The sequence below is a fragment of the Fibrobacter sp. UWH5 genome (assembly GCF_900142505.1).
Classification (GTDB): Bacteria; Fibrobacterota; Fibrobacteria; order Fibrobacterales; family Fibrobacteraceae; genus Fibrobacter.
Genome location: NZ_FRBB01000014.1, coordinates 54,810 through 71,517 on the forward strand (window position 1 = coordinate 54,810; position 16,708 = coordinate 71,517).

8 protein-coding genes are annotated in these 16,708 nt (G+C 51.7%); 2 read left to right on the forward strand and 6 right to left on the reverse strand.

The features are described from left to right. Positions 1-23: 23 nt before the first annotated feature. From BUB38_RS11345 to hisS, 5 genes are all read right to left on the reverse strand, one after another. Positions 24-1,877: an EAL domain-containing protein gene (locus BUB38_RS11345; protein ID WP_175547680.1), complete on the reverse strand. Its 1,854-nt coding sequence runs from the start codon at positions 1,875-1,877 to the stop codon at positions 24-26. A gap of 169 nt (positions 1,878-2,046) precedes the next feature. Next, positions 2,047-3,897 (reverse strand): MBOAT family O-acyltransferase, encoded by a 1,851-nt coding sequence (locus BUB38_RS11350; RefSeq protein WP_073160641.1) that lies wholly within the window; start codon positions 3,895-3,897, stop codon positions 2,047-2,049. Between the two features lie 14 nt (positions 3,898-3,911). Next, positions 3,912-5,558, reverse strand: coding sequence for a GDSL-type esterase/lipase family protein (locus BUB38_RS11355; RefSeq protein WP_073160643.1), 1,647 nt, complete (start codon positions 5,556-5,558; stop codon positions 3,912-3,914). Between the two features lie 26 nt (positions 5,559-5,584). Next, positions 5,585-7,246 carry an SGNH/GDSL hydrolase family protein gene (locus tag BUB38_RS11360; protein ID WP_139258425.1) on the reverse strand — a complete coding sequence of 554 codons (1,662 nt, stop codon included), beginning with the start codon at positions 7,244-7,246 and terminating at the stop codon, positions 5,585-5,587. A 133-nt stretch (positions 7,247-7,379) separates the two neighbouring features. Further along, positions 7,380-8,657 carry a histidine--tRNA ligase gene (hisS, locus tag BUB38_RS11365; protein WP_073160647.1) on the reverse strand — a complete coding sequence of 426 codons (1,278 nt, stop codon included), beginning with the start codon at positions 8,655-8,657 and terminating at the stop codon, positions 7,380-7,382. A 68-nt stretch (positions 8,658-8,725) separates the two neighbouring features. Here hisS and BUB38_RS11370 point away from each other — a divergent pair, with 68 nt between their 5' ends. Continuing rightward, positions 8,726-11,467 (forward strand): TIGR02171 family lipoprotein, encoded by a 2,742-nt coding sequence (locus BUB38_RS11370; protein WP_073160649.1) that lies wholly within the window; start codon positions 8,726-8,728, stop codon positions 11,465-11,467. On the opposite strand, the gene BUB38_RS11375 is transcribed toward BUB38_RS11370, so the two are convergent. Further along, positions 11,468-15,349 carry a DUF3857 domain-containing protein gene (locus tag BUB38_RS11375; protein WP_073160651.1) on the reverse strand — a complete coding sequence of 1,294 codons (3,882 nt, stop codon included), beginning with the start codon at positions 15,347-15,349 and terminating at the stop codon, positions 11,468-11,470. A gap of 130 nt (positions 15,350-15,479) precedes the next feature. Between BUB38_RS11375 and gap the strand changes: the two genes are divergently transcribed. Continuing rightward, positions 15,480-16,505, forward strand: coding sequence for a type I glyceraldehyde-3-phosphate dehydrogenase (gene gap / locus BUB38_RS11380; RefSeq protein ID WP_073160653.1), 1,026 nt, complete (start codon positions 15,480-15,482; stop codon positions 16,503-16,505). Positions 16,506-16,708 lie beyond the last annotated feature (203 nt).

Sequence of the window (16,708 nt, forward strand, 5' to 3'; positions counted from 1 at the left end):
CAAATATAAAATTTGCAGTACCCTTATGCGGGTCTAAACTTCTCGATGGGATCTTCCTTTTCGTTTCCGGCTTCCATATCCCTGTTAGCGTTGTAGTTCTGCACGAAATCTACAAACTCATCCTGGGGCAGGGGCCTAGAGAAGTAGTAACCCTGAATGTAGTCCACGCGTTGCTTTTCCATGGCGCGCAGTTCTTCTTCGGTCTCGATACCTTCGGCCACCAGCTTCATGTTCAAACCGTGAGACATTCCTTCTACGGCGTTCACCACATACTTGGCCTTGTCATTCTTGAAGTAGGACTTGCTCATGTCGAAGTCCAGCTTCACAATGGAAACCGGCATATCCACCATGTACATCAGGTTAGATTCGCCCTTTCCGAAGTCATCCAAGGAGAAGGTGACGCCATGTTCCAGCATACGTTCCATGTTCTTCAGCAATTTCTGCTTGGTCACGATGGAGGCCGTTTCGGTAATTTCCAGGTTGATCTTCTGGGGCGGAACGTGGTAGCGGTCCATAATCTCGATCAACTTCTGAGACAAGCCTTCATCTTCGCACTGGACCACCGACAGGTTGATTTCGATGTAATCCAACAGGTCCATGTTCTTCGAGATGAATTCGCAGGTCTGTTCAAAAATCTTGTAGCCCAGTTCCGAAATGGAACCGTTCTGTTCGGCAACGGGAATGAAATCGCTGGGCATCAGGATCTTTCCGTCGCGGGTGCGGATTCGGGCCAAGGCCTCGCCAGAAGAAATTCGCTTGTCGTGAACAGAATAGATGGGCTGAATGAACGTCTCGATGCGGTTCTCGATCAGGGCGTTATTCAGTTCTATTTCAAGCTGCTTGCGGTTATGATAAGCTTCAACCAAACTGTCGTTGGTGGTAAAAATTCGGCTCTTTTCGTTGTCGCAGGTCTTGGCGAAACTCAAGAAACTCAGAACTTCTACGGCATTGTTGAATATGGAGCAGTTGTCGCTGCGCACAAATCGGGCCAGTTTAGAAATGTAGGGAATCAGGGCTGCTTCTCGTTCCAGTTCCTTGCCTAGGTCGTCAATGGCTTCCTTGGTCCTGGCGATGGCAATAAAATCCTGGCCGATGCCTCTAAAAACCCATACGCCGGGTATGCGTTCCATGACGCTGAGGGCGTGGGAGGCTTCCTTGTACAGGGCGGCACCAGTCAATGTTCCTGAAGATTTCAATGAAACGGACATCAGGTGGATGGGGGCCTTGATTTCCAGCATTTCGTCCAGGTAGTTCAGCAAGGCGAAATAGTTGAAACAGCCATATTCCTTGTCCAGCTTAGATTCCGGCTTTTCGAGCAAGACGAACAAGATCAACACGCCCAACGCAACGGCCAGGCTAGAAAGCATGATATGGGGAACGTAACGCTGAGTTAGGACTAGGGCCACCCACATGGCAATCCAGAGCAGGATCCCAAAACGTCTACGACGTTCCACTTTTTCGATATTCTTGATCAGGAAAAACAGGGTGACCAGGAAGTTTACGCCCACAATGACATAGCCCACGTTAATGGCCGGTCCGTAAGAAAATCCACGGGGGTCGATATGGGTGGTATGAACGGCTGCTAGAACGATTTCGGCCAGAAGTACGGCCAGGGTCGTCTTGTTCAGGTCGTTATAGGCTTCTTTCTTGAGAATGTTGGCCATCAGGTAGATCAGCACGGTCCCCGAGCAGAGGATGATGGACCCTTCGTAGATTTTACTCATGCCCTTGATCATGTTCAGGGGTAGAGTATCCATATTCTGGATGGCTAAGACCTTCAAAATGTCGAGAATCAGCATTCCCGTAGTAATGCGAAGTGCCCTACTGAACACCCTTTCGCTACGGAGCATCAGACGCTTATGAGTAGAGTAGATCACATGGATCAACACTATTATAATTAGACCGCATATCTGATACTGGAAACTCATCGGTTGTAAAATAACTTTTTATTGTAAGAAAAATGGTTCTTTGACGCGTAAAACGGAAAAAACACCACAAATAGCGGTGTTTTTGACTCAAAGTGTGATTTTGCTTAAATGAAAATCGCTAGAACTGGAAGTAGATGAAGGGGCAGGAGTCTGCGCTCATGAACTGGTAGATCACGAAGATGATAAGGGCCGTTGCCAAGACCATGACCGGGATGGGGAGCATGGCGAAGTTCAGGCGGTACCATCTCTTGTATTTTTTGGGGATCCAGTGGATCAGCATACCGGCAATGAACACCAAGATAATGTTCATGTGTTCCCAGGCGATGGCCGGAATGGTTTCCAGCTTCCAGGCGGTACCCATCTGCTGCACCATGTTCTTGGCGGTGTTCCATGCCACTTCGTTGGCTTCGGCGGGGTCCAGGTTGGAACCGGCGCGGAAGAACAGACGGGTAAAGGTAATGAACACGAAGGTCAGGGTGACGTTCCAGGCGGTATGGAGCCAGCCGAAGGTCCTGTCGCTGAACAGGCGGAAAATCATGACGGCGTAGATGCCGAAGAAGATAACGCCAAACCAGACGGCAGAAATGGCGAAAATGGCGATATGTTCCCGCTTGAAAATGATGGCCGAGACCGCAAACAGGATAAAGGAGGCGAAGGCGCGGAACTTGAGGCTGCGCTTGACCCAGATCTTGTTGAATACCTGGCCGAAACCGTTAAGGCCGCCCCAGATAATGAAGTTCCAGCTGGCACCGTGCCACAGACCGCCCATGATCTGAGTGGTCATGGCGTTCATGTTGGTGGTAATGAACTTGCGGGATTCCGGCTTAAAATAGGCGTACAGGGCGATGTAGACAAAGAACAGGCCGATTCCCAGTCCCACCCAGACGCTACCCGAAAGCAGGATGGCGGTGAGGGCGATAAAGGCAATCCAGAAATAGGTGCCGAAACTTGCGCCGCGGTTGCCGCCCAGGGGAATGTAAAGGTAGTCGCGGAGCCAGCTAGAAAGACTCATGTGCCAGCGGCGCCAGAATTCTGTGGGGGAGATTGCCTTGTAGGGGGAGTTGAAGTTCTGGGGCAGGCGGAAACCCATGAGCTGGGCCACGCCAATGGCGATATCGGTATAGCCCGAGAAGTCGGCATAAACCTGGAGGGAATAGGCAAACAGGGCAATCAGATTTTCGAAGCCCGTAAAAAGCAGCGGCGTATCGAAAACGCGGTCCACGAAGTTTGTGGCCAGGTAGTCGCTCAGGATGATCTTCTTGGCAAGGCCGTTCAGAATCCAGAATACGGCAATACCGAAGGCAGTGCGGGTCAAGAAGAACTTTCTATAGAGCTGGGGGACGAACTTGTCGGCGCGGACGATGGGGCCTGCCACCAACTGGGGGAAGAAGGTCAGGTAGAATCCGAAATCCAGGATGTTGGATACGGCCTTGATCTTCCCGCGGTAAATATCGACGCAGTAGCTGATGGCCTGGAAGGTGAAGAAGGAAATACCCACAGGCAAGATGATTCGGTCTACCAGGGAATTGGTGCCGAACATGGCGTTACTTGCAGCGGCAAAGAAGTTATAGACGTGAAGTTCGATGCCGAAAATGTCGTAGATTACATCCAGGAAGAAGTAGGCATACTTGTAATAGCTCAGCACCAGCAAGTCGATAATCACTACCAGGACCATCCAGACTTTCTTTTTCCACTGGGTTTCTGTAGATTCGATCCACTTGCCTATAAAGAAGTTGGCCACGACGCAGAAGGCGAGAATGCAAACATAACTGCCGCTGGTCTTATAGTAGAAGAACATACTTGTGGCAAACAGGAAGGCGTTGCGTAAAAGTATGCGCTTGTGAACTAGAGTCAAAATGGCAAAGACCACTGCGAAGAATCCCCAGAAATAGAACTGGGTAAACAGCAGGGGGCTGTTGGGGTCGAAAGAGAAGGTGCGGGTTAAGTAGGGAATAACGTAGTCAAGCATCGTTCAGTAATTCGTTAGGGTTCCTGGGCGGGCAAGTTTGCGATGTGTTCCTGGTAGGCGTTGATCAGGGCCTTGTAGAAAAGGTCTCCCAGCAGGTTGTAGCCTGCCAGCTTGAAGTGGACCTTGTCGGATTTTGCAAGGTCAGCCTTTTCCCACTTGGACATGGAGCCCAAACCACCCATGAGGCTGAACTTATCCCATACACCGGCCTTGTACTTTTCTGCCAGGGTAAAGAAGGCCTTGCGGGCTACATCGCCATTGGGGTGCTGCACGTAGCGCTTCTTTTTCACCTTGCGGTACATATCGTTGTTAGTCTCGAAAATGACTGCTGCATTGGGGGACACGCGCTTGATGCGGGCCAGGAGCTTGCCGTATTCCTCGATGAACAGCTTGTCGTTAAAATGTTCTACGTTGGCGTCGTTGATGCCGATGGCGAAAATCACCAGGTCGGGCTTGTAGAATTCCATCTGACGTTCCAGCAGGGGGCAGACTTCTTCGAAGTAGTCGTGGACGCGGGCGCCGTTGATGCCTACGCCAGTGTAGGTGATTCCCGGATTGTCGGTTTCGGTAAGGATGCCGGTCAAGGTGAAGTTGGGGCGTGCATTCTTCTTGACGGAATCGGGAATGATTTCGTCGTCGGGAATGCAGTGGACGTTGACGGCGTTCGAGGAATCTTCGTTGGCTGCGGCTGCAGCCTGGATGGCGTCGGAACACTTGCGCAAACCTTCGCTGTTGCTCATGCTGGCGGCGACTGTTTCGGCCTTGGCCATGCAGGCGGTATCCAGCAGGTCGCAGTCCCCCTGGAACATGGAATCGCTGGGGGCGTCGGGAGCGATCAGTGCCACGTTGGCGGGTACGTTTGCTGCCGGCTGTGCCGATGCGCTAGAAGCGATTGCGGAATCCTTCTGGGTGGTGTCGGCGGAAGCGCGGGCGATAGAATCCTGATACAGGGAGTCGGTAATGAACTTGGCGATGGCGGCCTGCTGCAGGCTATCCATCCAGCGGAACTGAATCTGGATGGTGTCGATGGGGCGGGGGCAAGTGAACACGTAGCTCTGGCTTGCGGTGTCCTGGACGCCATAGATGTCAGTGGTGTCGACGCGGAGCACGGGGACCACATCGTTGTTGTCGCTGTAGCCGAACAGACGCAGGCGGGTTTCGCCCCACATGGGTTCGCTGTTGTACTTGTCCAGCAAGATGCTGATTTCTGCGCGGGGGTCGCTGGTGCTTACGGCGATACCCAGGAGACCCAGCGGGCGGGTGATTTCTTTCTGGATGTTACGATTGCGATTCCAGATGCCCTTGTAGGCGCTGCCGTAGGTCGAAGGGGTGTTGGTCTTTGCGGCGGAGTAGGGGAACACGAAACCGCGGCCTGCACTGGCGCCGGGATATTCCTTGATCAGATGTTCGCGGATGCGCCCAGAAATAACGTCGGCCTGTAAATGGGAGCCGCCGATATGCAGGATCTTTACCTGACCGCGGTTCTCGAAAACCAGGGTGTCCAGCTTCTTGAAGAACGGTTCGAAACTGGCGTTCCCCTTGGGGAACTGAATCACGTTCAAGGTGGAATCGATGAAGCTGTACTTGCTAAAATCAATGTGGTAACTACCCGGGGCGATCGGCAGATCTTTTGAAAATCCGCAGGTAAAACCAGCTAACACTATAAGTAAAGTAAAGAATATGCGAATCACTTTTTCCCCTTGGTGGCAGCCTTTTCTTTGGAAGATTTTTCCTTGGCGGCCTTTGCCTTTGCAGCCTTAGCTGCCTTGGCGGCAGCTCTTGCTCTCTTCTTTTCTTCCTTCACGCCGTCGGCATACTTATGAATGTCCTTCAGCTTTTCATCGGTAATGTGATGGCGTTCGCGGAACTGGAAGTAATCGTAGTGCATGCGCAGTGCGGCACAGAACAGGTCACCCATATAGGCGGCGCCGCGGCGCGTAAAGTGAATGTGGTCGGTAAAGCCCAGGGCCGGTTCCTTCTGAACCCACTTCATCATGGATCCGTTTCCTCCCATAACGCGATGCATGTCCCAGTAGGCAACACCGTTTTCCAGGGCGATTTCCCGGAGGGTCTTGATGGTAATGGCAAGGCCCGGGTAAGTCTGCCATTCTCCGTCTTGCTGGCGGGCCATGTCTGCAGGACCGATAAAGAGAATGTCGGCGTCGGGATTGGCCTTCTGGATGGCCTGGATCTGGCGGGTGATGACCTTCTTCAACCATTCAACCGTCTTGGAGCCCATGCCGGGAACCATGTTGCCACCGTATTCCATAATGATCAGGCGGGCGTTCATGGCCTTGTAGCTTTCGGCCAGCAGTTCGTTGTCGATGCGGTGGAATATTGTACCCGAGCTTCCGCGCATGGCTACGTTGTCTACGTTCACACCATAAGAACCTTCGGCAGATATGGCGTAGATTTCTGCAGAACCAGAAATGTAGAGCTTGGCCAGGGAAGTTGTATCGGGGAGTTTCCAGGTGTACACGGCCAGCTTGTTGAACTTTTCGATGGCGGGAGCCTGCATCTCCACAATCTTGGAATAACGCTTTTCCTTGATGGTGCTGTCGGCGTTGACGATGGTGTCTACGAAAGTCTGGCTGATGTTCAGCTTTGTTCTGATGCGGGCGTTCTTGTTCACCAGCAACTTGATCTTCTTGTAACCGCCAACGTGGGGGAATGCGTTCTTGCGGCCAGTCTTACGCTTCTGGATGGTAATGGAAGCTTCGCCATCTAGCTTAGAAAGCTGTGCCAGGGGGCCGTAACGGCTGTGGTCCGCTTCTTCGTCGGAGGGTCCAAACAAGATAAAACGTTCCAATGCGCCAGAACTGGAGTGGCTGGTTGTCTGTGAAGGAACGGTCATCATGGCGGGCATCATGCCGGGGCCAGCACCGCCGAATTCATCTTGCAGGTCTTCGCGGATGGTGGCAGAGATGCGGTCTTCTTCTAGCTGGGAGTCACCGTAGTGAATGATGTGTACGGTGTTGCTGTCCAGGGCGGCCAACTGCATATGCAAGAAGAACCTGTCGAACCAGGTGGCGTCGTTGTTGGGCAGGTCGAATCGGGTCTTGCCCTTTTCGAAGAAGTCCTCGTAAAACTTCAGAGAATCCGAGAATTCGGCGAATTCCTTTTGACGGGTTGCTTCCATCATGGCCTGGATGGCGGCTTCGGGATCTTCCTGGGCGGCAGAGGAGTCGCCTTCGACCTTGGCAGGAACCTTCTCGAAAATGTCCGTCAGCTTGGGGTAACGGAGCGTCTTATCGCCAACATGAATTCCGCCTTCGGGGTAAACGATGGCAATAATGCCAAGGACCACGAAAAGGCTAAGGATGCTAAGTAAGGTTTTAAGAGGAGACATGTAGTTAAGTATGAGGTATGAATTACGAGGTACGAGAAAATGAAGAATGAATTACGAAAAAAGAGAAAACGTGTGGGCAAATGCTTTTTTGCGGTTTCTCATAATTCATAACTCATAATTCATAATTGCGAAGCTACAGTGCTGCTTTAATGGCTTCTACGTTGCCTACGTGCATGGTGCCGTCGCGGAGGTCCTTGTATTCGAACTCGCCTGCGGCTGCCTTGTCGCCGTCAACGTAAACAACGATCTTTGCACCCTGGTAGTTTGCCTGGTCCAGCTGCTTGCCCATCTTCATGGAGGAGAGCGGGTGGGAAACCGTATTTCCGTTTGCGCGGAAAATCTGGGCTGCTTCAAAGACCTTCTTCATGTCGTTGGTGAAGCTTGCGATGTAGAAGTCTACGCTCTGCTTGGGGCTGGGGAGCAGGTTGTGTTCGCGGAGCAGGTCTGCAAGCACAACGTCGCCCATGCCGAAGCCGACACCCGGAATGCGGTCGCCGCCCAGCTTTTCGGTGAGGCTGTCGTAACGTCCGCCGCCTGCGATGGCGCGCATGGATTTACCCTTGTCGAACACTTCGAACACAATACCTGTGTAGTAGGCGAGACCGCGAACAATGGAAAGGTCCAGGTTCACGCATTCGCCGTAACCGGCAGCTTCCAATGTGGCGAACAGGTCCTTGATTTCGTCAAGGGCTGCGGTTGCGGCTTCGCTATGGACTGCTGCTGCAACTTCCTCGATGGACTTGCAGCTCATGAAGGCGTCAAGCTTTGCCACCTGATCTTCTGTGAGGCCAGCGTCAGCCAAAGCCTTTGCAAACGCTTCGGGACCAATTTTCAGACGGCGGTCCAGGGCGGGGTAGACCTGTGCCGGGTTGGGTGCGCCAATTTCGTCCAGGTAGGTGGCCAGCAACTTACGGGAGCTAACGCCAATGGCGAATTCCCCATCCTTCAGGCCAAACTTGCGGAGCATGGTGGCGATGGATGCCATCAGGTCGGCTTCGGCATAAATGCTTTCGGTACCGATAATGTCCATGTTCAGCTGGAAGAATTCGCGAAGGCGACCCTTCTGAGCCTTTTCGTAACGGAACAGGCGAGGCATAGAGAACCACTTGAAGGGCTTCTTCAGTTCGCGGGCCTTCTGGATCACCAAACGGGCGAGAGTCGGAGTCATTTCGGGGCGGAGGGCGATTTCGCGGTCACCCTTGTCTACGAAATTGTAAAGCTGGCTTACGATTTCTTCGCCGGACTTTCCGGTGTACAGCTCCAGGTGTTCAAACATGGGGCCTTCGTATTCTTCGTAGGCGAACTCTTCTGCGGTTTTACGCCAAGTGTCAAAGATATAGTTCTGAATGCGCTGTGCTTCAGGATAAAAATCGCGGGTGCCTTTCGGCAGCTGGGGAATTGCAATACTCATAGTAAATATAAAGATAGAAAAGTTGAAAATATTGTCTTATTTTCCTGGAAAAAAACTAACTTTAAAATATGCCCCATTTGCTGTTGTGCCTATTTCTTTCTGTGGTGTTCTTTGCTTGTTCCGATTCGGGATCATCCTCTCAGATAGAAACTCCTGAAAATTTGCCCCAGGAATCCTACCCCGGGATGGTTAAGGTTCTAGCTTCGGGCTTAGAAACTGTTCTTGGCACAAATGATGAAAACGTTCCCCCAAGGGAACGCCCCGAAATGAAGGTGGCTTTTTCGTACGACTTCTTTATGGATGAACATGAGGTTACCCAACAGGAATTTTTCTCCATAATGGGATGGATGCCTAATGTTCCTGAAAAAGGGGACTCCCTGCCTGTTGTAGGTGTTACCTACTTTGATGCAGTCTTATTTGCCAATGCCAAGAGCAAGTCAGAAAACCTAGATACCAGTTATACCTATTCTCAGGCTCGATTTGATTCTAGCGGTAGTTGCGTTGGTCTGGACGGACTTGTCTTTAACGCCTCGGTACAAGCTTATCGCTTGCCTACGGAAGCTGAGTGGGTTTATGCGGCTTCGTCATCCTGGAATCCGGACAATGGCTGGAATGGCACAAATTCCAATCATAAATTACATCCGGTTTGCACGAAAGAAAAAAATCGCTTTGCACTGTGTGACCTCGAAGGAAATGCTATGGAGTGGGTCAACGACTGGTCGGGGTATTTTAGGGATACGACCTTGGTCAATTATGCTGGCGCAAGTGATGGAGGCGACCTTGGTGAACGCGTTGTAAAGGGCGGTTACTATAGCACTCTTCCCGAAAATATGAGCTTGTTTTCTCGTGGCGATGTCTATACGGTTCTTGCTGCAAATAAGTATAACTATGTTGGCTTTCGTCTTGTTCTGGGTAATATTCCCAATGCCGTCTGGACAAACGCAAATGGCTCTGTAGTGATGTCAAAAATCAATCAGCTTTCCTCTCTTTCTGTCCTAAAAAAATTGACGGGTACATTCAACATGAAGCTGGTTTTCAGAAATGACCTGTCGGGGCATTTAAATTACGTGGATTACAACAATGCAAATTTTACTGTGACAGAGATTGCGGATTCCATGGATGTTTATCATCCTACGATTTCTCCTGATGGCAAGTATGTTGCATTTTGTACAAAGTATGAAAGCGTCTCTGGAACGTCCGACCTTTATGTGCGTCCACTCGACGAGACAGGAAAGGCTGTAAAGTTGGATGTCAGATCGGCCGCGATTCCAAGGTGGCGTGTCATCGATGGCGATACTGTCATCGTTTATGTAACGGACGCTGGTAATAATGAAAACGAAAATGCTTGGAAGGCTTCATCGACCTGGAAGGTCTCCTTTAGGAATGGATCCTTTGGCGTCCCTCAAAAGATCTTTGATGGGGCCTTTAACGGTGGCGTGAATTCTGAGGGAACCTTTGCTGTTAGTGGTTCAAAACTGCTGAGATCCAGAAAAATCGATTCTGGAAAGACTCTTGATTCCGTATGGTATGGTGGAAATCAGGCTTGCAATGTTTCGTTGTCGATGGATGGCTCCAATCGAACTCTTTTTCTCGATTTTGCCGGAAGTACGGGTGTTGAATTTGTTGGTGAAAAATACCGCACACATGAACGTCTCCTAATTGCAGATTTGTCGGGAAATTTGATTCAGACTGTTAAGTCTCCTGAGGGATTTACTTTTGATCATACTGAATGGGTTGGCGACCGTAATCTAGTTATTGCCACGCTTACGAATAATAATGGCAATCATCAGAGAATTGCCCTGATTAATCCTGTGGACTCGTCTATCGTACCCTTGATTTCTGGCGATGAACTGTGGCATCCTGATTTTTGGATTAAACCCATGTCTACAGCGGAAATGGAATCAAAACTAGATTTGGATAGCGCGGGAGTTTACTATGTAGAAAATGGCAGCGATGCCGCAGCAGTGCTGCGAGCAAAGATGGAAATATTCTGGCGCTATAAGGATTCTATCAATACAGTGGTTTTAGGTTCGTCCCGTCCTTCAACATGCGTGGATCCAATGTATTTTAGCGATGATATTTTTGCCATCAACATGTCTACGGTACCCAATATCACGGGCGTTTCAAAGTACTTGCTTAAGAACTATTTGTTTAATCATTCACCGAACTTGAAGAATATCGTTATTTCTCTGGACATTGACTTGTGGTATCGTTCAGAACGATTTGTCGAGGATTATTTCTTTAGGGAGGAATATAAAAACTATCCTGGATTTGTATATGATGCTAATCATGATTTCTGGAAGGACGGCTATCCCAAGGGACTGCTGGAATCTACGGAAAGTTGTGTATACAATTCTTATGAACAGAAACGTCACTCCTTTCATCGAGGCGTGCAGAATGAAAATGTTAATTTGGGTTGGGAAGGGGATAATCCAGGTGTAGATGTAGATAGCAATTTCTTTGATTTTCGTCACGAAGACTACGTCATGAATTTCAACAACATAATTGAAATTATTGAAATGGCCGCCAATCGCGGAATTAACGTAGTTGGTGTCGTGTTTCCGCAAAGTCCTGGCTACAAGAATACGGGGGCCTTTGGAAGGTATGGCCTTCGTCGTAGCGATTCCGAAAAAATTCTCAAGGAATTGCAGGATCTAGAGAATATTTACGACAATTATAAGTTCATGGATGAAAATAAAATGGGTGGTCACGATTACCCAGATTCCATGGCAGTCAACCGCGATCACCTGAGGGCTATTGCCGCGCCGGTGATGACAGCACGGGTTGATTCCGTGCTACACAGCTTTTAGTTACTTCACCATGATCATGGGGCTAGTTTCGCTTAGCAGGTAGGTCCATTCCTCGCGAATCTTTTCGTATTCGCTGGGGTCGGCGTACAGGGCGAAGGTAGTCCACTTGATGCAATTCTGGGCGTTGGTGCCTTCGGCGCAGCCCTTTTCGTAGCTGACGTAGTCGGGAGCGCGGGTCAGTGCCTTGGGGCCATTCACGGCCACTTCGCGGCCACCGGCGGCCTTCACATTCAGGCTGTAGCTGAACAGCGTTTCATGAGGCATGCGGATGGGGTGGTGGCGCTTGGACACCTTGGGGAGTTTGAACAAACTACGTTCCCACACGTTGGGGAATCTTCCCTTCAGTTCAGAACCTCCCTGTCCGAAGTAACCCTTGGAGGCGTAAGTCACCACAAGAACCAGGGGCTTGTTGAACTCCGTCAGATTCTCGATCTTGATATTTCCGATACTTACGTCGGGAATACCGGAGGCCAGGAAGTCTTCCATCAGCTTTTCCTGTTCCTTGACGTCGCGGCCATAGAAACGGTTACGCATGACGCTTCCGAACTTGCCTGCCAGAGCCACGGAGTCGCGAAATTCGCAAGCGCCGTCGTTGCCTATGAACAGACGATGGTCCACAGAAATCTGATGTTCCTGATTATCTTCGAGGATAGGCGTCGTTACCACGCGGCTGCTGTCGTCGTCAATGATCAAGGCCACCTTGCCTTCCATATCCAGGGGCACGGGGCGGTCGTTACCCGTCTTGTCGGTAGCGTCTACCCACATTTCGCTGATGTTCCCCTGCTTGGGAATATAAAGAATCATGTGGTTGAACTGCTGGATGGTGGGCAGCTGTTCAAAACCTTCTTCCGTCAGGTGGATGGCGGTCAGATAACTCTTGACGCCAATGGACTGCAGCATTTCCTTAAGCAAGAGGGCCATGTCCTTACAGTCGCCGCGGTGCTGCTTGAGGGTGGATTCTGCTGTTTGCGGAATCAGGCTGTGTCCGCCGAAGCGAATGTCGCGGTAACGGATATCGCGGCGCACAAAGTTGACGATGGCCTTGACGGCGTTGTCGTTTGCCTTGGATCCCTTGACTTCAAAAGCCTTTTCGCGAACAGAAACGGCCTGCTTGAACTGATGCTTGATCAAGTTCTGGTAATCTTCGCCAACAGAAGCCCATTCCTGCTTGCCGGTGAGCATGACACCAGCGCCAAAGTCGCGGTAAACAGGCATGTAGAGTTCCTTGCGGATCACCACGGGGCTGTTGATCTTCCATTCCATGCCGCCCTTGATTTCCTGACGTTCGAGAGGACCATATTCTTCGGTAACGAAGCGGTCCTTGTCGGCGTAGATGCGGAATACGGATTCACCAACGGGAACATCCTTGGAACTGATGAAGTTGGTGTAGGGGATCATGCCCTTGTTTTCTATGTTGGTTCGGCTGTACTGCATGTACACGAAGTCACCCGGTTCCAAGTCCGTCAGGGGGAAGTGGGCCGTCTGGGATTCGTTGCCGCCACCGACTTCGGTTGCATAGGTAATATAGGCACCGTTCAGGCTGGCCTTCTGCTTCAGCTTCATGTTGCTGTCGTAGACTTCCAGGGCGTTAATATAAATGCGGTCAAAACCGGGCAAGAAGTCGAAGGTGAACTCACGATAGATGGCGGCACCGCGCACATCCAGGATTTCCATGAGCATTTCTTCGGTGCGGGTCCAGGCGAACCCCTTGTCGCTTGCGCCCTTGTCGGCCTTGAGGGCGTGCTTGTTGTAATGGACCACGGCGGGGAAGTCCCCATCTACGGCTTCGGCCTTGGCTTCGGGGCGCAGCAGCTTCTTCAGGTCAGAGGTGCGGTCTTCCACCGGAGTAATGGGCTTTTGCAGGGTGCGGTTGTCAGCCTTGCCCAGGAAAGCCTTGGTAGCCGACAGGAAACTCTTGGCATCTTCGTTATCGGGGCGCAGGGAAAGGGCCTTGGTCAGGCTCTTTTCGGCTTCGCGGTAATTGCGGGAATAGAAAAGGATCTTACCCTGGGTGGTCCAGATCTTATAATCGTTGCGGTCCTTGGCCAGAGTCTCTTCGCTAATGGCGCGGGCCTCTTCGTAGCGGCCCAGGAACATGAGGGCGTCCATCAAGGCGGTTCCCAGTTCCACGCTCATGCCGAATCGTCCGCGGACACCGTAAAGAACGTCCACCGCTTCGGCGTACTGGTCAAGCCCCATGTAAGTCTTGGCCAGGTACACACCCAGACGGCTGCTGGGCTGGGTATCGTAAAGACGCTGCACCACAATCAGGGACTGGTTGCGCTGGCCCAGGCCCCACAAGGCGTCGCTCAGGTTGATTACATATTCAGGATTGTTGGGAGTGTAGCGCAGGGCGCCTTCGGCACATTCGCGGGCGCGGCCATAGTCGAACAGTGCCTCGTACATTTCACCCAGGATGCTCAGGAGCTTTCCGTTCTTGCGGACCAGTTCCTTTTGGCTTTCAAAATGGCTGATACCCGGGCCGTACAGTTCCTTCATCTGGTACACGAAACCGCAGTTGATCAGGTAAAGGGGTTCCTCGGGGTCCATCTTGTTGGCGCGCTCGAAGTAACTCAAGGCCACCAGGGGCTGATTTTCAAGCAGGCGGAGCAGGCCCACCTGGCTCATGATGGCGGCGTTGAACTTGGCCTGCTTCTTGGCGGCCTCGGCAGAGGCGTCTGCGGCAGGAGCGGCTCCCATAGTCAAGCCTTCTACGGCTCGATCCATCAGTTTGCTGTACTTGCCCTTATTTATCCCCTGGGTCCAGGAGACGATCAAAATCCCGCGACCCTCATTATATATATAGCGACCGGTGTAATAGAAGTCGAACTTGTTCACCGTGTGGGTCAGGGTAAAATCCTGGGCATAAAGGATATTGCCGTCGGCATCCTTGATCTTCTGGCGCTGCACGTCCAGGGTGGGGTTCCCCGGATCCACACCAAGGCGCACCAAAAGCACCTTGAACAGGTCCTGCTGGCTCACTTCGTCCTGGGGAATCATGGCGCCGTACACAAACAGCGAAACATCCTCGGCCTTGTTAGAAAGAACCAGGTCCGGGTCCTCGTTCTGGCGGGAAATCCCCATCCAGTGGTGCCAGAGGGTGTCCTTTACGGCCCAGTCGTAGCCCAGGGCGTCGGAATGATAGCTCTGGACGTTCTCCGGAGAAAGCTCGGGGCCCGTTTCCTGGGCGGTCTCCAGCATCTGGAAGTCGGCGAAGAATTCCTTCCATTCTTCCTTGAGGGCACCGGGAGCCGGAACATCGTCGGTAGCCGACAGCGTCAGAGTATAAATATGGTTGCCGCCGCCGGTGACAAAGCCTACGGCCTCATAAGGGGTTTCATAGCGCTTGCCGGCCACGTCAAAGAAGGCACCGGTAGTCCCGAAAGCCTCTTCGGGGTAGGTTTCGGCCAGGGTGGCCTTCTTTCCGCTACTTTCGAAAGCCTGCATTTCTACCTGGGCTCGGTCCATCAGGCGCATAGGTTCGCCCTGGGGGAGTTCCACTTCTATAAGGACCGCACGGCGCCCAGTGCTAGCATTATAAAATTCGTAGGGTACGCCGGATTCTCCGGCTTCGGGGCCGCTAATCAGGGCCCAGTCTGCGGGGTTCTTGACCTTGAAATTGAAACCGGCCGAACCGATGGCGCCAGAACGGGCTGATTTCTTAGCGGCGGGGGCGGACTTTGCCTGGCTGTTCAGGGTCGAGGCGGCTGTGGGGGTGCCGTCGTCGAAATAATCGTCGGCGTAACTACCCTGGGTAGTCTCTTCGGGGGCGGACTGGGGGGTGTTTTCGGTCAGGGGAGTACCGTTACCGGCACAGGAAACCAGAAAAAACAGCCCGAAAAGGGGGGCAAAACGGAACATTTGGGCAATTTTCAAATTCATAAGCCAATAAAAAGCAAAAAATTTTCAAAAGACTCTTTTCAACTTTCGCAATTTTAATAAATTTGGAGTCAGTTGAGCGTTCCCTATTGTAGGGGGTGCAAACAATTCACTACTAAAAAAGGATCCAATAATGGCTCTCAAACTCGGTATCAATGGTTTCGGTCGTATCGGCCGTATGGTGTTCCGCGCTGCTGTGGAAAACTTCTCTAACGACATCCAGGTTGTTGGTATCAACGACCTCCTCACTGTCGACTACCTCGCATACATGCTGAAGTATGACTCCGTGCACGGCAAGTTCGAACACGAAGTTTCCTTCGAACAGGGCGAAAAGAACTACCTCATCGTTGATGGCAACAAGATCCAGATCTTCGCAGAACGCGATCCTCTGAACATCACTTGGGGCGCTCTCCAGGCTGACGTCGTTGTTGAATCCACCGGTTTCTTCCTGACCGACGAACTGGCTCGCAAGCACATCCAGGCTGGTGCCAAGAAGGTTATCATGTCTGCTCCTTCCAAGGACGCTACTCCGATGTTCGTCTACGGTGTTAACCACAACACCTATGCTGGCCAGGACATCATCTCTAACGCTTCCTGCACCACCAACTGCTTGGCTCCGATTTCCAAGGTTCTCGACGAAAAGTTCGGCATCGTCCGTGGCCTCATGACCACCGTTCACGCTGCAACTGCTACTCAGAAGACTGTTGACGGTCCTTCCATGAAGGATTGGCGCGGTGGCCGTGGCATTCTCGAAAACATCATCCCGTCTTCCACCGGCGCTGCAAAGGCTGTTGGTAAGGTTCTCCCGCAGCTCAACGGCAAGCTCACTGGTATGTCCCTCCGCGTTCCTACCTCTGACGTTTCCTTCGTTGACCTGACTGCAGAACTCAAGACTGCTGCTACCTACGAAGAAATCTGCGCTGCTATGAAGGAAGCTTCTGAAAAGTGCGTTTGCGACGGCGGCCTGAAGGGCATCCTCGGTTACACCGACGAAGCTCTCGTTTCTACCGACTTCCGCAACGATGCTCGCACCTCCATCTTCGACGTCAAGGCTGGCATCCAGCTCGACCCGACCTTCGTGAAGGTTTGCGCTTGGTACGACAATGAATGGGGCTATTCCAACAAGGTTTGCGAAATGGCCAAGGTCATCACCAAGTAATTTTAAGCTTCTAGCTTAAGAAAACTTAAAGGAAACCCTCGTTGAAAAACGAGGGTTTTCTTTTTTTATGCCGTTTTCGCGGGCCGGACTTGGCCTGGTTTAGGGCCGGCTTAGACTCGGCCCGGCTTAGACCGGCTAGGGAAGACTGAATAAAAAAAGAGCGTTCCTCCACTGGAGGAACGCTTCTTTTAAGCGATAAGAAC